Raw genomic sequence first — 17,037 nt, forward strand, 5'->3', positions numbered from 1 at the left:
AATCCGCCGAGGCGGACACGTCGAGCCTATGACTTGCCGAACTTGATTCGCTGATCACGAATGATTCGGTCAAATTCCTGCTTAGGCGCGCTGACGTTGTAGGTGTTGCCGCCCACGGTCAGCGCCAGATTGGCGAACGGCTCGGGCACGGCCGGGGCAAGCTGTTGCAACAGAGCCGGATTCGGCGCATCGATCGAGGGCGTAAACCCGACATACCCACCCTCGGCGAACCGAGGCAACCGGCGCTCATTCAGCTGACGCAACAGGTCGGGGCCGTAGTGCTGCACCGCCGCGGCCCTCATTACGAACTCGCCGTTTGAGAGTCGAGCCAAAATGCTGTCACTGGTACCGGTACCGGCGCCGCGCACCATATCGCCCCGGGCAAAGCCGGTGATGGGGATCGTCAAATCATTTGCGGCCGGCGCGCCCGGGGTCTTGAGGATCACCGGAATCACGAACTGTTGCCGCAACTGCTCTGACACAATCGCGAGCTGGTTTTGCGCGGCAGTCACCGCCGCCTGGTCAACAGTGGCAACCACGGGCGGCTCAAGGGGCGGAACACCCGTCGCGATCACCGGCTCGACCGGCACGGTCAAGTTGGCCGCGTCGGTGATTTGCTGGCGCAATTTTTCCATGGCGGCCGCGTCGACCTCGGGGTCGACGTCCACGACCGTGGCAGGAAACTGGCCGTAGGCGTTGGTCCCCAGCTGATTCAGCCCGGTTTTTTTCTTGGCGGCAGCGGCCGGCGTCGGGGTGAGAGTCAGTTGCGGAACAAGCGCAGCGGTCGGGGCGTTTGCATCAGGGAACGTGACTTTACCCCCACCCAAATCGCCGGCGATAGTCTGCATTTCTGCCGTAGGGGTTATCCGAACGGGGATGATCATTTGCGACCCCAGTTCCTTGGCGAGCGCCTGCATATCGGCCACCGCCTGCGCCCTCGCCGTCTCCGACATCACCGGCGTGATCTGAATCGCTGTCAGCGAAGCAAGCACCGCTTTCAGCTCGGTGACCTGGTCGCCGAGTTCCTTTTGCTTGGCTTCGTTGCGACTGACGAGCATCTGATCGGCTTGATTCTCGATGCCTTGCAGGTCTTTTATAAACCCCTCAAACCCGTAGGTGTTTTCCCCGGCATCGGCCAACTGTTGCAGCACCGCAAGCGAGGCTTGTGCCTTCTTCTTGGCGCCGTCGATATCGCCATTCGAAAGCGCTTTACGCGCGGCCGCTTTGAGCGCGCTGGCGCTGCCATACGACGCCTCGGCCGCAGGTCCGGCTTGCAGCTTGGCGAGCGCGGACGTGTAGCGTTTTTCGGTGTCTAGCTGAGCATCCTTGGCTTTTTTGAGTTCCGACGTAGCCGCTTTCTCGGCGGCCACCCTTTCCTTGAGCGCGGCTTTCGTGGCGGTGACCATATCGGTCTGTTGCGATTTGAGTTCCGTGGTTAGGCGCTTGTCATCGGCCACGCGCTGAGTTTCAAAGCCGGTTTCCGCCGCCAGCGCTTCGCCGTATTCGCGTGCTTTCTTCGACGCGGCCAGCGCCTCGGGATTGACCCCGGCCGTCGGGCCGTTCTTTGCAAAATCGGCGCGGGCGATCTGCTCCGAAAGGTTCCGATAATAGGTCTGAGCGTTGCGCAACCGTTCCGTGTAGGCCTTGCGCTCGGCTTCGGTCATCCGCCCCAGTTCGCTGGAGGTCAAAACTAAGGTGTCTTTGTATTGCGCATTGGCCGCAATCAAATCTTTGATGCCCTTGGCGTGCCCATCCTCGGCCTGTTGCAGATCCTGCATTTCGGTGTAAATGCCGTACAGCTCGGCCAGCTGGCTGGCAATGATCAGCAGACCCGCAGTACCAAAGATCCCGCGCAGCGCGCCGAGCGCCACGCCGAGGTTGCCGGCCTTGGTTCCCAGTTTGCCCATGGCTGCACCGGTTGCACCGGCGGCAGAACTCACGCCGCCCATGCCTCCGATCAATGCAGCAAACGGGAGTTTCAGCAGTTTCAGCACCGTGGCCAACGCTTTGCCGGCGACGCCCAAAGCGATCACGCTGATCACCCCGTTTTTGATCGGCCCCGGCAGTTCGTTAAAAGCGTTGAGCATATCTGTCAGTAACAGCACCAACGGCAGGCCGGCGGCGACGGCCTCACCAAATGTGATTTGCAGGTCGCTGACCGCCGCAGTGAAGCGGTCAATCTCGGCCTGCGGGGTGTCCTTCATTTTGTTATAAGCGACTTCGGTGGTACCGCCGGCATGTTCCATCTGCTCGACCTGCGCGGCAAATTTCCCATAATCCTGCGTCAGCGCCTGAATGGCGGTTCGGCCTTCGGTGTCAGGGATGATTGTCCGCAGATCCTCAAAGCTGATGTTTTTTCTGGCGATCTGCTCCAGCGTTCCACTAAAGCCATTCCACTCGATGCCTAGCGCTTTCATGGCCGCCTTAGCTTCCTTGGCCGGCGCGGCAAGCTGGTTGATTGCACTGCGTAGCGCAGTGATCGCAATCGGCGCTTGTACGCCTTGCACGGTCATCTGAGCGATGGCCGCCGAGACTTCGGCAAAGCTCACGCCTGCGGCGGCCGCACCTGGCAGCACTTGACCCAAGCCGGCGCTGAGCTGATCGAAGGTGACAACACCGTTCTGGATCGCGAGAAACAGCTGATCATAGCGAAGGCCCAAGTTGTCCATGCTTTCGCCATAGGCGTTAATGATGGACACACCCACGCTCGCGGCCGTCTTGGTTTCCGCCATTCCCGCCACGGCCGCCTTGCTCGAAACCTCCAGCACACCCATGGCGTCAGCGGTGGCCACGCCACTGCCGAGCAGGTCATACACCGCCGCCGAACTCTCGGCCGCCGATTTGCCCATATCACGCGACAGCGTGCGAATACTTTTCGACAGGTCGCCGAGCTGGGTTTCGCTCAAGTCGGTGATGGTGCTGATCGCCGCGATCTGTTGTTCGAAGCCGGCGAACTTGTTAAACGAGTTGCCCGCCGCCAGTGCGAACCCGCCGAAGGCGAGCGCACCCGCCACCAGTTCCGCACGCACTTCGGCCAACCCGCCGCGCCACACCTTGGTTGCACCCGTCAGGGTTTCGGTCTGCGTCGCCGCCGCCGCGAGTGCTTGGCGCAGGGTGTTTTGCGCGATCGCTATTTCGGTACTGGTGAGCGTGCCGGTCGATTTCAACAACATGAATTGCTGTTGCAACTTGGCGATATCGGCGGTGGTGTTGCTGAACTTCGCGACGCCCAAGTCGACCTTGGCCGACTGAATATCACGGTCGCGGGTACCGGTGACCAGCCGCTGAGCCAAATGGTTTTGCAGGCGCTTTTGCTCGCCCGCGAGGTTGCGCGTGTCCACGCCGGCGGCCTGCAATTCGCGGCGCATCTTGGCCAGCTGGAGCCCTTGACTAGTTTCCGCCCGCATCAACTGGTTCAGTTGATTGGTGGCGTCGCGATATTCGAGCTGTAGCTTTTTGGTCGGCACCGCCTGCGCGGCCAGCTGGTCACCCAACGCGCGCACGTTTTCGCGGGCGCTGGCCATTTCCCGGCTGGTTTTCTCGATACTGTTTTCCAGTTCGCGAAAGGTGTTCACCTGCCTCAGCGGCTTTTCCACCGCGCGCACAAGTTCGCCGTACTCTTTGCGGAACCCACTCACCTCGCGGGTGGCTTCGTCCAGATTCGCCGTCAGCTTAAATTCAATGTTCGACACGGGCGCTCACTTCGCCGCCTTTAATGCGGCATTGAAATATGACCATGGGTAGTACAGGGCGCAGGAATGCCCGAGGCGGATTAGAGCGTTGAGGGCTGAGTCCAGGTTGTTCAGGCTGCGCCCTGGAGCGCTCCGGTCAGCCGGCTCAGCAGTGCGAAAAAATGCGGGTTCAGTTCCTTGGCCACGTCTATCGCCTTCTGGATTTGCGAAGGTTTTAGGGTGTTGATCACGTCGTCTGTCAGGTCGGTCATGCGCTTGAGATCGTGCAAGGAACAATCCTTAAACAGTGCCTCGTTGATCACGTCCAGATTGGTCGCCTGCCCCGCTTCCTCTAGCCACTGGCGGATTTGCATCACAGTCAGCTCGCGGCAGATGATCGGGGTTCCGTCGACCACGATTTCGCGTGTATTGGTGGGGTGCGTCATAAATTCACCGGCAAAAGAAAACCCGCCGAAGCGGGTTAATTCCTGAATCCGTCGACGCCGGGAAACCCCGGCGGCGGATCAGAGTTACGGCAGCTGTGCCGGCATCACTTCCTTGGTGATTCGCATGTACTTCGATTTCCCTTGGCCGCTTTTCGCCGGGTCGGAAAGCACCTTGGCCACGACTTCGTTGCCTAAGAAGTCATCCGTGCTGATCCAGTCAGTCGACGCCGCCGGGTTCAGCTGGCAGCGGAAATATTGAAGATTGATGCGGTTTTTCTGGCCGGCGGCGTTGGCACCCTCAAACAGGATTTCGTACACCTTGCCGCTGTTGGTCAGCACCTCGATCACGTCAACGGTGGCCGTGCTGTAGGTGATTTTGATCGGGGCCGCTTCTGCGATGGTGCCGGCCGCGAGGATTTCCACACCGGATCCGGTGAACTGGTAATCATCGCCCTCAACATAGATGGTCGCACCGGTGGCGTCGGTGACTTCGCCAATGCTCAGCGGCATTTTTTCCAGCGTGATGGTACCGCCCTTGGCCGCGACGTGATCCTCATCGGTCACAGTGGCCGCCGGCACGCGGGTCACGTCACCCCAGAACATGGCCGCCAAGTTGGTGGTGTACAGCTCCCGCCAGTTCATGGTGAGCGACATGCTGGTAATACGACTGATCGAGTCATATTCGCCACCCTGCGGGGTGGTGGTGTCGGCGAGGGTCAGGTCGGTTTTTTCGATGGCCTGCGTCAGGGTCGACACCAGGCCGACGGGGGTGAAAGGCCCGCCCTGACCATATGGGCGGATCTTGACCAGACCGCCTACAACATACGTTTCAATATCGCGAGCCATGCTTACTTCTCCGGGGTTTCGCCGGCGATCACACCCAGGCTTTTCAACCAGGTGCGCTGCGCGGCGGTGATTTTGATTTTGGCGCCCGGCAGAAGATCTTGACCGGCATGGGTGTGAGGCTTGAGCAGCTCGACTTCAAGCCGCGGAACGGCTCGGTCTGCTGACTCGATCGCAGCGGTCGGAGCCACCGCAATGTCATCTTTGCGCATTTGGTTGCACCTGAATGATTGTGTGAAGGTGTACGGGAATCAGCACGGTTGCTGCACTCACGCCCTCTGCAGGCGGAAACGCCTCGGGCGCGCCGATGGTGATGCTGGTTATGCCACGCGGAAGCCAATCGGGCAGAACGCCCAAGGTTGGCATCAAGCACAAGAGCAGGTCGTGCTCCAGATCCTCGACGGCATCATCGTAGTTATCGAGCCCCGCCTTAACGGCACCGATGACGTTGAAGCCTTGCATGACCTTCAGCGCGTGGGGCCCGGCGACCGGCGCCATGCCTTTGGCTTTCTGAACAACGATCAAGGGAAAGCCGACGTTGTTTTCTTTCAGTACTTCGTTGAACCAACCAGAGCGAGTATTCGCGCCAGCGGCGGTTCGGTAGCCGTTGGCATATGAGATTGTGCTCAGCCGGTCGATGAGGGCCTTGCGGCCCGCGCTCAACAGATTTGGGGTCGCCATCAGTCCACCGGTTGCAATGAGTAGCGGTTGATCTTGCCGTCCGTTCCGATGAAGTCCGCCAGAACGTACCGAACGCAGTTCACGGTGAGCAGATCACCGCGCTGCGGGTCTGGCACTTCACTGATACGCAGATCGACGGCCAGCGCCACGGAGACGAAGGTATCGCCATTGGGCGAGCCGACGTTCTTCTGGATCACGCCACCAACGGTTCCGGACAGGCCGCCGTCCTTGGCCTGAAACAAAACCCCGCCCTTGGTACCGAACACCTCGAAAAGCTCATCGTCCGCATCCTCGAAGATGTCGTCGAACTCTGAGCCACCCATCACTTGGTCAGCTTGATGATCGCGCGCGGCAGCGTGCACAGGCTGAGCGGGTTGCTCTGCGCTTCCATGTCGATGCCTTTGTTGTGGCGCAGCGCCTCTTGACTCGCATAGAACGGCACACCGGTGGTGTTGACCGTTTCCATGTAGTCAGCCGGGGCGAAGTTGGTGATGAACAGGCCGTCCACGCCAACCGGCACCAGGTAAGCGCTATCCGGATCCATGAATTGAACACCGCCCAGGTTGCCGTAGAACTCTTCCCAGTTGACGCCGCCGAAGCTGAAGCCGTCGCGACGATGGTCGTCGCGCAGAAATTGGCCGTCGTTCCAGCGATCGAATGCCTTTTGCACCGAATCGTGGTTGGTGAAGGCATCGAACCAGTTACGGCCAGCAATCCCCAACCAGCCCGCGATGATGCCGGTTCCGCCGATGGCGTCTTCAGCTTTGCGCTTGGCCTCGGTTACCTTCGCCAAAAGCTTGGTTTCATTGACGCCCATGCTGAACGCCACTGTCTGCTGCTCGATGCCGAAGCGTGCGTACAGGTCCAGCAGGACGCGAGTACCGTCTGCGTCGTAGACCTTGCCGGTGATTGCACCCACACGCTGATAGCGGATGGTCGCCTCAAGGCGCTTGCGCATCTTCAGCAGCCGCTTGTCCACCATGGCCTGCACAGTTTCCAGCTCGCTTTCGCTGCCGAAGGCGCGGATGCCTTGGACCTCGTCAGCTCGGACCACAGCCCGAGTAGGCAGGTGGATGGTCTGGAACGGGATCATGTCCCGGTTCGCGCCGGTGGTAGGGTCGCTTGGCGCACCGCGCTCGGCGGCGGGCACCAGAGTCAGGTTGTCGTTTTCGCGCTCGATGAAAACGGCCGTGGTGGTCACGCCCTCTTCTTCGAACAGCTCATCAAGGCGCGTGGGCACCGCTTGGCCTTCAACCGGTTGGTTGATGGCGGTGGTCATTGCGATGCGACCAAACTCGTCGCCCGCGAAAATACTCAAATCGGCCATTCCGTTCTCCAGAAACGAAAAAACCGCCAGCGGCGGTCTATTTTAATCGGGTGGTTGTATGAATCAGCGAAGGATGATGCCGGCGGCGGCCAGGGCAGTACGGGCAGGGTCAGTCAGTCCAACCAACAGGCTTTCGATCACCTCGCAGTCACGCACCACAGCTGCGGCGTAGCGGTCGGCGGTGCTATCCGCGGCACGGCCTTCGTAAAGAATTGCGACGTCGACCGCAGCGCCGTCGGCGGGAGCAACGAAGGCAACGTACTTGCCAGCGGCGTTCTTTGACAGGATCTGTCCGGCTGGGAAAGCGGTATTGCTTTTAAGCAGGATGATCTGCTCGCGAGAGCGCTCGCCGCTCGCTTCGTTGAGCAGAAAAGCGGCGGTCCGGGCGCCCTGAATTACGGTGTCGAAGTTCATGCTTTCGCCCCTTTGCGGTTAGCCCAGATGGACTTGGTGGAAAATTCTTTCTTGTCTTTGCCAGCTGCAGCGCTGGCGGCGGCTGCAGCTTTGGAATCACGCTGAATACTGTCCAGCGTCACGCCGCGATCCTGCGCAGCCTTGAACAAGCACATGCCAGCTGCGTCGACCGACATATCACCGTCAATTGCCGCTTGGACCTCGGCCTCGAAGCCTTTCACGCCCAGCGCCTGAATACCCAGGATGCGGGCCTTCTCGCTTGCCGTCGCTGTAAGGGTCGCCGTGGCAATCAGGGCTTCGGTATCGACCTGTTCGGCGGTAGCAATGGTGATCATCTTGGGGTCGGCGCCGGCCTCAATAGCCGCATGCAGCTCCGCCGTGGTTTTTACAGTAGTCACAAGGGGTTTCCTCGGTGGGTTGCTGGCAGGACCGGCCAACTCGGCAATAACTGATTCAAGTGAGCCAACGCGATGCGCTAGCCCTGATGCGACGGCTTCTGCGCCCACCTTCAGGCCGCCGTGGCCGCCCATTTCGGGGACCTTGTCAGCGGAAACGTTCAGGTTTCGGGCGACTTTGCTCACGAAGACGTTAGCGAGGGCATCAACGGTCTTCGCAATTTCAGCGCGACCTTCATCGGTCTCGACGTTAGGCCGCTTATTTGGCGCGGTACCGCTGACAATCTCGTAGCTTTTCTGACCGTCCTTTTCTTTTGAGACCGACACGTTAAGCACGACGCCGATAGACCCGAGCAGTGCGGTCGCATCGACGACAACTTCACTTGCGGCGCTGGCGATCCAGTAAGCCGCGCTTGCACCACTGCCCCCGACGTAAGCCACGATGCGTTTTTTGTCGCGTGCAGCGTGGATCATGTCTGCCAGCTCGTTGATGCCATTGGCTTCGCCGCCCGGGCTGTCGATGTTCAGCACGATGGAGCGGATGGCCGGATTGTCCAGGGCGGCCTGCAGGTCAGTTGCAATGGTCCCTGTGCTCGTCGCACCGCTGATACGCGTGAAGAACGATGCGTACCGGAAGATCGGCCCGGTTACAGGGATGACCGCGACGTTTCCACGTTGCGTCACCGTGTGGGTGTGGTCGAGCTGTCGGCCGAGGCGCGTTTCCAGCGCCTCTAAATCGTTCTGCCGATCCGCGATCGACAGTAAATTATCCAGCGCATCTGGAAGCATCAGCCAAGGCTGAGCGCTGGCAAGCTCAAAGGCTCTTGGCATGATTACTCCTCTTCGTCAGGTAGCTCTGGCTTTGCAGGTGTGGCAGCGGGTGCCGTGGTTGCGTCAATCGCTGCCGTCCCGTTATCGCGACGTTGTTTCAACTCGCGAGCGCGCTGCCGGTTGACTTGCTGCCAGGTCTCGCCGGTCATGGCCGCCGTCTCCATCGTTTCATTGCTGATCCCGACATCGATGCGCTCGCGGGCCGCCTTCGCTTCCTTGAGCTCGTCGATTGCGCCGCGGGCCGGTCCGATCCAGATGGCTTGCGTGTATGCCCGGCGCATCGCCGGGTCGTGGTAGCCGGGTGCGTGAATGCGCCCGGCCGCAACCGCCTCATCGAACATCAGTTCATAGCTTGGCTGACAGAAGTCGCAGACCAACCACCAGCGTCGCATGGTGTAGAAACGCCAGGCTTGCAACATGGCGGCGCGTGCCGCGCTGTAGCTGCTGCTGTAGTGCAGCATCAATTCCTCGAGCGGCAGCTCCAGCGCGGCGCCAATCTCTTTGACGATTGCCGTGAAGAACGGGTCGAACTGCGCGTTTGGGCGGGCAGGGTTAGCAATCATCGGCTCCTCGCCCGGAGCCAAATCCACGATAGCGCCTTCTCCAAGCTCCAGCGGAGCCGGTCCAACATCGCCGCCGACGCTTCCATCTTCGTCGCCAAAGATGGGCTGCCCCTGCCCGCCTGCGCTGAAATTGTCACCCTTCTTGATGAACACGGTGAACATTGCGGAAATGACCGCGGCCATCAGCTCTGCGCTCGCATAGCGCTCAAGCTTTTGCAGTGGTTCAAGGATTGGAGCCAGATATGGCGCGCCGCGCTTCAGTCCAGGCCGCTCCTTGTCGCACCAGATCTGCAGTAGCCGGCGGCGGCCTGTTTCGGCGCCGAAAAACTCAATACGGTCCCAACGGAGCGGGTACTTGAGGAACTTGTCATCGGGATACCCGTTGCAGATGTAGGCCGCAACCGGCGCCCCAAAGTCGTCGAACTCAATCCCTTCCACCATGCGCTCATTGTCGGGAGCGCCGTGAGGGTTCGAAACCCGATCAGTCTCGATCAGCTGCAGCCGGGTGTTGTAAATAGTGCCAGCGCGTTCAACCCACGGCGTTGCGACGAAACAGTCACCACCGGTCATGGCCGAGACCAACGCCAGTGCCTGCTGCTGGTAATGGTTGAGAGTCGCCTCTGCATCACATTCACGCGGGTCGCCGGCATACAGCTCCCATTCCCTCTGAACCAACGCGTTGAATTCGTCGGCCTGCTCTTCACTCAGGCCCAGGGCAACATGATCGACTTGCGGTCGGCAGATCAGCCCGGTACCCACCACGTTGGTGCGGGTCCGAACGATCGCGGCGCGCGCGATTAGATGGTTACGCATTGCGTCGCGCGATCTTGCGACCAGCGTTTTACGCTCCGGTGAGCTCAAATCCCGGTTGGGGCTACCAAGAAACGGTATCCAACTCGACATACTTCGAAGCATGCGGGAGGCGCCACGCCAGCGCGTTTCGCTGCCTCCCCCGCCGCCTTGAGCGCGGGGTTGGCTCTGCACCAGGCCCGAGATGGCGCGCGTGGCCTCACGCACCACCCGCTCTTCTGGTGTGGTACGTGTCCACCAAGCCATGTCAGATCCTCAAGTAGCTGATTCGATTGCGCCCACGACCGCGGTTCGCCTCTGCGGCCACGTCGGCCGCGTAATCTATTTCGAGCTTGCGCAACATACCCAGATCCGCCCGGGTGACCTGGCGCTCGCCATATCGAACGCTCTGACCACCTTTCAGGATTTTCGCAATGGCCTCCTGAACGGCGGCGAGGCGTATCTGTGCAGCTGAAACGGGTGTAATGGTGCTCATGCTCATCCTCTGGCCCGGCTCCGGGTTCCTCGTTGTGGCAATCGGCGCTTGGCGCCTGCCAGCATTTCCAGATCCAGACCGAAACGGTGCTGGCTGATGCGCAGCGCCGCCAGGGCATATACGAAACAGTCGAGCGCCTCGTTCCGACGGCCCTTGGCGGTCCACCGGTAGACACGCTTGCCCTTCTCGATCTTCAGTTCTTTTGTTTCGGCTGTGAGCTGCTTGAGTTCGTCCTCTCCGCAAATTTCGTCGTTCGCAGGGAGGTGCACGCAGCCAGGAACCGCCACGCCTGAAGTGTCCGGCTGGATCTTTAAGCGGCTATAGATCAGCTCTTTGGCGTTTTCGGTACCGACCTCGGTCAGGTAGACCTTTTTGGCGTTGCGCGACTTCGGCCAGTTGGCGATGGGCTTGCCGGGAACGTTCGCACCCTTGACCGGAATCACCCAGGTATCGCCCAAGGCTCGGCTTTCGGCGTAGACCTCGTCCGTGTAGTGACCGCCGGAGTCCCAGCACCAGCGCTCGACACCCATCTTCGCGCCATCGGCGCGGGCGTACTGCTGACGGACTTTAAGCCTGACTTTTTTGCGCAGCTCCTCGCTCGCCGGGTCGCCCATGAGTACCCATTTATCAACCAGCCAAGCTTCCTCGCCCAAGCCAAACGCCCAGACCCGGCCTTCGTAGCGATCGTCTTGCGTGTCAATCGCGCCCATCAGAGTCAGACCGCGCAGGGGAACCTGCGGATAGACCTCGCGGCGGCCGTAGAGCAATTCCCAATCAACCTTCTCGCCTTGATCGTCCTCCCACGTTTCTCCGAGAGTGGTATTAACGAATGCGATCAGGTTTTCGCGGTTGTCCTTGACCTTGTCGAACTCGAGGACCATTTCCAGCCAGGTCGTAAAGGTGCTGTACGCCGTCCAAACGTGAAAGCTCACGCTTCGTGGGGTAGCACGCAACTCATCGTCCGCGCCGTACCAGTCGATTCCGTCGCGGGTCCAGACGGATGATTTTTCGCATATCCATCGCCCGCGGTGGGCCGCCTCGACCATCTCGTGGTACCAGACGACGCAGTGCGTGTGCTCGCACACGTACCAAGCCTTTGATATCTCGCCGTGCTCGTCGCGCTCCCACTTGATGCCGAAGTCACAATCCTTGCCGCCCCACTTTAAGTGCTGCTCTTTTCCGCACGATGGGCACGGAATGTTGAAGCGCAGTAGATACGGCGATTCCTCGGCCGCCTTTTCGATCTGGCATGTGCCTTTGATCTTGGGCGTAGAGCCGCGGATGGACTTTTTGAACGTGGCACCTTCTAGACGCTTATCGCCGAGGAAAGTCGGAGCACCTTCACCCTCGACGTTTTGCTCGAAATTCGAAAGCTCGTCGTACACGACTTCGTCGGCTGATATGCCGCGATAGTTGCGGCTGGCCTTGCCGCCCCGGCACCAGAGCATCTTCTTGTTCAAGAAGCGCTTGGAGCTCAATGAGCTGTCCCGATGTTTTTTTCCGTACCACGGCGCTAGGTCGAGCAACGTCGGAACGTCGCGCACCATCGTCTCAATGTGTTGCTTCATCAAATCTTCGGCGTCGGGGTCCGTAGGGGAAAAAACCGCGACGCTCCGACGTTTGTGCTGGACCTTGTAGCCAACATTAGCCATCAACATCTTGGTGTAGCCGACCCGGGCCGACTTCATCAGATTGAAGAACATGATCAGGTCGTTACCCATGCTGTTCAGCAGGGCCACTTGGAACGGCGCTGTTTCCCACTTCCCCTCTTGATACGAGGATTCGGACGAAAGATAAAAATGCTTGTCCGCCCAGTCGACGCACGTGAGCGGCGGTTCTTTGAAAAGCGCCTGCAGCCCGGCCTTGATCGCTTTACGCAGATCATTCATCCAGGGTGGCGAGGTACTCATCAAGGATCTCGGGCAGGTGATCGCCCAATTCGGAGGCGATATTCCGGGCCATCGCGATTTCTCGCTGCATCGCCTCTACATGACGCACCTCGATGTCGGGGTGCTTGCGTTTCACTTTATGGGTGACCGTGTCGAGCACAGAACCGATCTGCTCAACCATGCGCGACAGCGCGAAAGTGCTGAAATCGACTGGAACAAGCTGCCGTGCCTGGACGGCGTTTTTGTTCTCTTGGCCGACGCGCTGGGCAGCTGTGAGTCCGCGCCGCTCCTCCATCAGCTTGTATTCGATAAGGGGGTCTATTCCGCTCATTTCTGGCGGGGGGACTTCCGGTTTCACTTGCCCGCTGCCCAGACCTCGCAAATACCCAATGTAGGCAAGCCGGCACGCGTCTAAATCCATGCCCCCACGACCGCGGGACGCTGGTAAAACGCCGTCCGCAACCAGATTTCGGATCTGACGGTCGCTGAGGTCCAGATGGGCTGCGATTTCAATCTGACTCGCCATTTTTCACCCGAACCGGAACCGGAACCGCCCCGCCCTCAAAAAAAGTCATAAATAGTGGAAAGGCGGGGCTCGAATTACCCTCACCGGGAGGGGGGCCTCGGAAGTACCTTCGTGAATCATTCTTATCTGATCGACGACGATTCTCATCCGGTCCGCTTCGACGACAGGATCGCGCGGGCGAGCCCCCGGGCGAATTGAATGGGTAGCTGTTGATCAGCGACGCGTTGTGCGATGCCGTCGAAGTCCAGCGTCTTGGCGTACCCGGGACGACTGACGAACGCGAGCGCTATTCGTACCTGGTCGCGGGTTCGGCCAGTCCGCTGACCGATTGCGATTGGCTTGCCTGCTCGACGCATAACAAAGAATGCCTGTCGGTTGCCGATGCTGCGCTTGCTGTCGCTGCTGTTAGTCAACTTGTCGCCTTGGGCGCCTAGGCCGGACAGAATCTTTTGCAGTTGGCCGCGTCCGAGGTTGCCATAACTATCTAGCTTGGCGTCGCGGCCGGGCACGACATACTGTCCGTCGGACAATATCGAGCGGGCCTTTAACAGTGACTCCGTCCGCTTGTCTTGACGCTGACCGCCGTAGACCTCAGGAGTCAACCAGCGCGAGGCGGGGGCAGCCCCGTCGGCCTCATCCTTAACCCACACCCTCGCCTCTAACTTTTGCTTGGTCGCGTAGATAATGCGCAGAGCGTCGAGCGTGTACGGGGTGGGTCGATCAAAGACGGTTTTCATCTCGTCGACGATGGCCGCCTCGATCAGCTCGGCGGTGTCATTCAACGCCACCTTGCTGGCGTACGGGATCTGGTTGCGCTCTATGTCGGTCAGCTCTCTGAGGCCGTCAGTCATGCCGCTGGCCTTCACCTTGAACATATACGCCCCTTGGTCGATCGCCGTGGTGTTGAGCACTACCCGCCTTTCTTGACAGCCAAGTAGGCCGCTTCGCACGCAAAGCCAGCTATTCGACTTCGGTCAAGCGCTTCTGCCAGCCTTCCCGCTGTTTCGTCAGCGCTTCGACGCAGTTCGGCAAGCAAAACTGTAAGGTCGGCTCTTGCCTCGCTTCCGCTGGCAACCTCGGCAGCACATGACTTTCGCTTGGCAATGAGGTCGGTGATTTGCTGCTGCAGGCTGCGAGCCCGGCCATCAGCAATAGCAACGGCAGCCGTAACGTGTTCAGTCTTGGCTTTTGCATCATCAGAGACTCGGTTGATGTCTTCAGTGAGTTCGCGCTGTAGGCGAAGGGTGTTGGTGAGCGAGGTCACGCGAGCGGTGGCAGTGTCGCGCTCAGCGGTGATGACTGCTCGATCGTCCTCCACGCTATCCAGGCGCACCACCAGATAGCCGATGGATACTAGCGCTGCCAGTACCACCCACATCCAGAGCGGGATCAGCTTGAGCACGGCAATCATGGGTTCTGCCTCTCGACCGCCTCATTGACCTTCTCTGCTGCCTTGCTCGCGGTGTCAGCAGCTTGGACGGCTGAGTCAGACGCCTCCTGCACTTTCACTGCCGCATCCTGTGTTTTTTCGGCCAAGCTGTTCAGGCGAACATCACGCTTCCCCAGCGCTGCGTCATAAGCGGCACGAACCTCAGCAAGCTGCTTGGTCTGCTCGCTACTGGCTGACCACACACCGGCTTGGAAGCCAAGGATTAAACCGCCTGCGAGCAACAGGCCGGCGATTAGCCAAACCTCTGCCCGACGCCACCAGCGGCGAGCAATGAACTCCATTGCGCATCTGTCCATCAATTGATGCCTCCCAGCTTCATTCGCAAGCGGGCAATCTCTTCGCTCTGCGAGGTAACCGTTGCGGTGAGCTGTGCAACTTGGCTGGTGAGGGCTTCAATCTTCCCCTCCATACGCCCGACAGCTGCAGCGAGTTCGTTCCTCTCCTTGGCAAACTGATCCGCGCGGGCTTCAGCTTCCTTTCGGGCGATACGCTCTGAGTCCAGCAGCTCATTCAGGCGGCGCAGGGTGAAGATATCGGCATTGTCCATTGCCCGATCAGCCGCATCCTTGGAGAGGAATTTCCTGAGCCAAAGGAAGGCGGCTAGCAATACGGTTCCAGTACCGCCCAGCCAGGTAGCCGTGCCCGGGCCGAGGTCAGTAGGATCCATCGTGACTCCATCAATAAAAAATGGCCTGCATAGGCCTGGGCCGAGCCCAAAACAGAAGGGCCTCAGCGAGTGCAGAGGCCCTCAATAGGGTATGTAGATATCGAGCTCAAAGTGATTGAAATCAAGGAATTACGGAATTCTGAAGATTTCTTTGAATTTTTTCTGACGCTACCAATCCTTACTCATGAGCATAGGAAGGAAGCCTCATGAGCAAAGTTGATATTTTCGTGATTGCGTACAAACTCCATGGGGAGCCAAAGTCGTTCATCATTCGGGCAAAGGAGATGAACAATGCTGAGGCTTGGCAATGGGCGAGCTGTGACGCAGGTGTCGCCCCCATTCCAAAGCCGGGCCGTCCACCGCTCAAACGGTTCTCGAAACCGTTGGCTGAAAGGTTTGGCGTTACAGACGTGCAGTGGCGAGAGTCTGCCGCCGTCCGGTGGGAGGAGGATCTCGGTCGATGAAAAAGAGCATTCGGGGCTTAACTGGCGGGGATGACTGGGACGAGCAAATAGCTGCTAACACTGAACTATTTCGACAGGCCGATCTGCTAGACGAAGCGGCATATAGGATCATCCAAGACGACTCAGGAAGCTCCGATGCGTGGACGCGATTTTCGAAGATGAAAGCGCGCGCAGACGAGAGTCGCATATTCGCTTATCAGGACTGGATGCGTATCAAGCGCGCGATGAAAAAATAGGTGCGTAGTCTTGCCCGTTGTCTGCCAAAGACCTTCATTGCGTCGAGGCCCCTTATGCATCGATCTCGCTCATCCAGTCGCGCGCTACCCCGTAAGCATGGTGAGGACAGGACAGGGTGATCTTTCTTCAAACGTTATTGACCATTGATCGCTCGCGGGAGTGACATATTGCCAAGCACAGCACTCGACGCCATAGTATCATTTTGATATTACGGATTAGGTATCATGCCTTGGCAACGTTCAGATAAAAAGCGCTACTCCGGGAAGATCCAGAGCATCTTCGTCTCACTCACCGATTCGTGGGATGTCGAACACTTTATTGATGAATATCTTGAACTGCGTGGATTCCAGGTCAACGACATGAACAGGGACCGCATTGCGCTACGGTTGGAAGCGGTTCCAGGTCGGCCGCCCTATCGCGCAGTCCAGTTGGTAGCGTGGCTAGACGAGAATTACAAGGCTAGTGCCCGAGCATCGACTGAGCGTTCCGAAGCTGATGCGAGAACGTCTCTTCATCAGCCGGCCAGCACAACTACCCCGGCAGTTTCAGACCGCGGTCTAGCTCAACCGCGTAGCGTAACTGACTTCGATACAAGCTCCGCAGGTGACAAGCTTAACCATATGGAACAACCGAGTACCACGCTCCCCGCTCCGCTCAACCAAGTGGCTGTGCCTGTGCTGGGGTCGGCTGTGTCCAGCGTTACTCCTGAAGTATACAAGCCGTTTGGAGATGGCCAGCGGGGTACAGGTAAGAATGAGTCCCCTCAATTTGCGCATGGCCGAGGCAAGAGCCATGGGGACGCAGTGTAAGTCAGCTCCAGCGGCACTCCCAGCTCAGAGCGATGGGTGTGGTGGAGCCGAAAACGAGAAAGCCCCGCGATGGCGGGGCTCTGAGATTTTTTGTGATTCGGATGATTCTTCGCTTATCTTGCCGACTCTCACATCAGGCAAGCAAAGGAAGGATCACCGGATGCCGAACGATACTCTCATAACGATCATCACCACCACAGTAGTAACGATCATTGCGACAGTCATAGCCAACCAGCTCAGCAAATCAGCGGCAATAGAATTTATCACCCAGTTGACTGGAAGCATCATGGCGAACATCGCAAGGTTCATGGCCAGGTTCGGGGTGAGCTTAGGGTTCATTTCATGGACCATATGGACATGGTTTTCATTCGGGGCAAGCGAAAAGCCTATCGAGCGCATAGAGGTTTTGGAACTTGTCTACTTTTCAGGACTTGGCTTTTGGTTCATTCAGGACCTGATTCGAGACCTGACTAGAAAGAAGCTCACTCAGCACTCGCCTACAAAAAACCCGGCACAGTGGCCAGGTTCAGGAAATTAGC

General features: G+C 59.0%; 21 protein-coding genes. 4 read left to right on the forward strand and 17 right to left on the reverse strand.

From position 1 onward, the window contains the following. Positions 1-26: 26 nt before the first annotated feature. The 17 genes from ACYZTS_RS03785 to ACYZTS_RS03865 all read right to left on the reverse strand — a co-directional run bounded on the left by ACYZTS_RS03785 (position 27) and on the right by ACYZTS_RS03865 (position 14,988). A complete protein-coding gene (locus ACYZTS_RS03785; RefSeq protein ID WP_461994108.1) occupies positions 27-3,692 on the reverse strand; it encodes a phage tail tape measure protein in 3,666 nt (1,221 codons plus the stop codon). Between the two features lie 110 nt (positions 3,693-3,802). Continuing rightward, the gene (locus ACYZTS_RS03790; RefSeq protein WP_461994109.1) at positions 3,803-4,117 is read right to left on the reverse strand and encodes a hypothetical protein; all 315 of its coding nucleotides are present in this window, start codon (positions 4,115-4,117) and stop codon (positions 3,803-3,805) included. Positions 4,118-4,201: 84 nt separating this feature from the next. Beyond that, positions 4,202-4,963 carry a phage tail tube protein gene (locus tag ACYZTS_RS03795; protein WP_461994111.1) on the reverse strand — a complete coding sequence of 254 codons (762 nt, stop codon included), beginning with the start codon at positions 4,961-4,963 and terminating at the stop codon, positions 4,202-4,204. A 2-nt stretch (positions 4,964-4,965) separates the two neighbouring features. Continuing rightward, complete coding sequence (locus ACYZTS_RS03800; RefSeq protein ID WP_461994113.1) at positions 4,966-5,172, reverse strand: DUF7210 family protein; 207 nt, start codon at positions 5,170-5,172, stop codon at positions 4,966-4,968. After that, the gene (locus tag ACYZTS_RS03805) at positions 5,159-5,641 is read right to left on the reverse strand and encodes a hypothetical protein (protein ID WP_461994115.1); all 483 of its coding nucleotides are present in this window, start codon (positions 5,639-5,641) and stop codon (positions 5,159-5,161) included. The genes ACYZTS_RS03800 and ACYZTS_RS03805 overlap by 14 nt, the downstream gene beginning before the upstream one ends. Further along, complete coding sequence (locus ACYZTS_RS03810; protein WP_461994117.1) at positions 5,641-5,964, reverse strand: head-tail joining protein; 324 nt, start codon at positions 5,962-5,964, stop codon at positions 5,641-5,643. Before ACYZTS_RS03810 ends, ACYZTS_RS03805 begins: the two co-directional genes overlap by 1 nt. Then, entirely contained in the window at positions 5,964-6,968 is a 1,005-nt protein-coding gene (locus tag ACYZTS_RS03815; RefSeq protein ID WP_461994119.1) for a major capsid protein, read from the reverse strand. Before ACYZTS_RS03815 ends, ACYZTS_RS03810 begins: the two co-directional genes overlap by 1 nt. A 63-nt stretch (positions 6,969-7,031) precedes the next feature. Continuing rightward, positions 7,032-7,382, reverse strand: coding sequence for a head decoration protein (locus ACYZTS_RS03820; protein WP_461994121.1), 351 nt, complete (start codon positions 7,380-7,382; stop codon positions 7,032-7,034). Continuing rightward, the gene (locus ACYZTS_RS03825) at positions 7,379-8,608 is read right to left on the reverse strand and encodes a S49 family peptidase (RefSeq protein WP_461994123.1); all 1,230 of its coding nucleotides are present in this window, start codon (positions 8,606-8,608) and stop codon (positions 7,379-7,381) included. The genes ACYZTS_RS03820 and ACYZTS_RS03825 overlap by 4 nt, the downstream gene beginning before the upstream one ends. Positions 8,609-8,610: 2 nt before the next feature. Then, positions 8,611-10,227, reverse strand: a complete 1,617-nt coding sequence (locus ACYZTS_RS03830; protein ID WP_461994125.1) for a phage portal protein — start codon at positions 10,225-10,227, stop codon at positions 8,611-8,613. Position 10,228: 1 nt separating this feature from the next. Continuing rightward, complete coding sequence (locus ACYZTS_RS03835; protein WP_461994127.1) at positions 10,229-10,456, reverse strand: hypothetical protein; 228 nt, start codon at positions 10,454-10,456, stop codon at positions 10,229-10,231. Between the two features lie 2 nt (positions 10,457-10,458). Beyond that, positions 10,459-12,366 carry a phage terminase large subunit family protein gene (locus ACYZTS_RS03840; RefSeq protein ID WP_461994129.1) on the reverse strand — a complete coding sequence of 636 codons (1,908 nt, stop codon included), beginning with the start codon at positions 12,364-12,366 and terminating at the stop codon, positions 10,459-10,461. Continuing rightward, positions 12,338-12,871, reverse strand: coding sequence for a terminase small subunit (locus ACYZTS_RS03845; RefSeq protein WP_461994131.1), 534 nt, complete (start codon positions 12,869-12,871; stop codon positions 12,338-12,340). The genes ACYZTS_RS03840 and ACYZTS_RS03845 overlap by 29 nt, the downstream gene beginning before the upstream one ends. Before the next feature lie 143 nt (positions 12,872-13,014). Next, complete coding sequence (locus tag ACYZTS_RS03850) at positions 13,015-13,782, reverse strand: hypothetical protein (RefSeq protein WP_461994133.1); 768 nt, start codon at positions 13,780-13,782, stop codon at positions 13,015-13,017. Further along, entirely contained in the window at positions 13,782-14,282 is a 501-nt protein-coding gene (locus ACYZTS_RS03855; protein WP_461994135.1) for a DUF2514 family protein, read from the reverse strand. The genes ACYZTS_RS03850 and ACYZTS_RS03855 overlap by 1 nt, the downstream gene beginning before the upstream one ends. Next, positions 14,279-14,617, reverse strand: a complete 339-nt coding sequence (locus tag ACYZTS_RS03860) for a hypothetical protein (protein WP_461994137.1) — start codon at positions 14,615-14,617, stop codon at positions 14,279-14,281. The genes ACYZTS_RS03855 and ACYZTS_RS03860 overlap by 4 nt, the downstream gene beginning before the upstream one ends. Next, on the reverse strand, positions 14,617-14,988 hold the full coding sequence (locus ACYZTS_RS03865; protein WP_461994138.1) for a chemotaxis protein: 372 nt from the start codon (positions 14,986-14,988) through the stop codon (positions 14,617-14,619). The genes ACYZTS_RS03860 and ACYZTS_RS03865 overlap by 1 nt, the downstream gene beginning before the upstream one ends. 206 nt (positions 14,989-15,194) lie before the next feature. On the opposite strand from ACYZTS_RS03865, the gene ACYZTS_RS03870 reads away from it, so the two are divergent. The 4 genes from ACYZTS_RS03870 to ACYZTS_RS03885 all read left to right on the forward strand — a co-directional run bounded on the left by ACYZTS_RS03870 (position 15,195) and on the right by ACYZTS_RS03885 (position 17,036). Next, positions 15,195-15,452, forward strand: coding sequence for a DUF6555 family protein (locus ACYZTS_RS03870; protein WP_461994140.1), 258 nt, complete (start codon positions 15,195-15,197; stop codon positions 15,450-15,452). Then, a complete protein-coding gene (locus ACYZTS_RS03875) occupies positions 15,449-15,688 on the forward strand; it encodes a hypothetical protein (RefSeq protein ID WP_461994142.1) in 240 nt (79 codons plus the stop codon). Before ACYZTS_RS03870 ends, ACYZTS_RS03875 begins: the two co-directional genes overlap by 4 nt. Before the next feature lie 225 nt (positions 15,689-15,913). After that, positions 15,914-16,498, forward strand: coding sequence for a hypothetical protein (locus ACYZTS_RS03880; protein WP_461994144.1), 585 nt, complete (start codon positions 15,914-15,916; stop codon positions 16,496-16,498). A 160-nt stretch (positions 16,499-16,658) separates the two neighbouring features. Beyond that, positions 16,659-17,036: a hypothetical protein gene (locus tag ACYZTS_RS03885; RefSeq protein WP_461994146.1), complete on the forward strand. Its 378-nt coding sequence runs from the start codon at positions 16,659-16,661 to the stop codon at positions 17,034-17,036. Position 17,037 lies beyond the last annotated feature (1 nt).

This window comes from Pseudomonas sp. TMB3-21 (assembly GCF_054898145.1).

Bases quoted from the DNA above. Each gene is read 5' to 3' on its own strand.
- ACYZTS_RS03885 (WP_461994146.1), top strand. From the start codon at position 16,659: ATGCCGAACGATACTCTCATAACGATCATCACCACCACAGTAGTAACG.
- ACYZTS_RS03790 (WP_461994109.1), bottom strand. From the start codon at position 4,117: ATGACGCACCCCACCAATACACGCGAAATCGTGGTCGACGGAACCCCG.
- ACYZTS_RS03795 (WP_461994111.1), bottom strand. From the start codon at position 4,963: ATGGCTCGCGATATTGAAACGTATGTTGTAGGCGGTCTGGTCAAGATC.
- ACYZTS_RS03880 (WP_461994144.1), top strand. From the start codon at position 15,914: ATGCCTTGGCAACGTTCAGATAAAAAGCGCTACTCCGGGAAGATCCAG.
- ACYZTS_RS03870 (WP_461994140.1), top strand. From the start codon at position 15,195: ATGAGCAAAGTTGATATTTTCGTGATTGCGTACAAACTCCATGGGGAG.
- ACYZTS_RS03855 (WP_461994135.1), bottom strand. From the start codon at position 14,282: ATGATTGCCGTGCTCAAGCTGATCCCGCTCTGGATGTGGGTGGTACTG.
- ACYZTS_RS03810 (WP_461994117.1), bottom strand. From the start codon at position 5,964: ATGGGTGGCTCAGAGTTCGACGACATCTTCGAGGATGCGGACGATGAG.
- ACYZTS_RS03800 (WP_461994113.1), bottom strand. From the start codon at position 5,172: ATGCGCAAAGATGACATTGCGGTGGCTCCGACCGCTGCGATCGAGTCA.
- ACYZTS_RS03840 (WP_461994129.1), bottom strand. From the start codon at position 12,366: ATGAGTACCTCGCCACCCTGGATGAATGATCTGCGTAAAGCGATCAAG.
- ACYZTS_RS03825 (WP_461994123.1), bottom strand. From the start codon at position 8,608: ATGCCAAGAGCCTTTGAGCTTGCCAGCGCTCAGCCTTGGCTGATGCTT.
- ACYZTS_RS03805 (WP_461994115.1), bottom strand. From the start codon at position 5,641: ATGGCGACCCCAAATCTGTTGAGCGCGGGCCGCAAGGCCCTCATCGAC.
- ACYZTS_RS03820 (WP_461994121.1), bottom strand. From the start codon at position 7,382: ATGAACTTCGACACCGTAATTCAGGGCGCCCGGACCGCCGCTTTTCTG.
- ACYZTS_RS03860 (WP_461994137.1), bottom strand. From the start codon at position 14,617: ATGGACAGATGCGCAATGGAGTTCATTGCTCGCCGCTGGTGGCGTCGG.
- ACYZTS_RS03865 (WP_461994138.1), bottom strand. From the start codon at position 14,988: ATGGATCCTACTGACCTCGGCCCGGGCACGGCTACCTGGCTGGGCGGT.
- ACYZTS_RS03830 (WP_461994125.1), bottom strand. From the start codon at position 10,227: ATGGCTTGGTGGACACGTACCACACCAGAAGAGCGGGTGGTGCGTGAG.
- ACYZTS_RS03815 (WP_461994119.1), bottom strand. From the start codon at position 6,968: ATGGCCGATTTGAGTATTTTCGCGGGCGACGAGTTTGGTCGCATCGCA.
- ACYZTS_RS03845 (WP_461994131.1), bottom strand. From the start codon at position 12,871: ATGGCGAGTCAGATTGAAATCGCAGCCCATCTGGACCTCAGCGACCGT.
- ACYZTS_RS03875 (WP_461994142.1), top strand. From the start codon at position 15,449: ATGAAAAAGAGCATTCGGGGCTTAACTGGCGGGGATGACTGGGACGAG.
- ACYZTS_RS03835 (WP_461994127.1), bottom strand. From the start codon at position 10,456: ATGAGCACCATTACACCCGTTTCAGCTGCACAGATACGCCTCGCCGCC.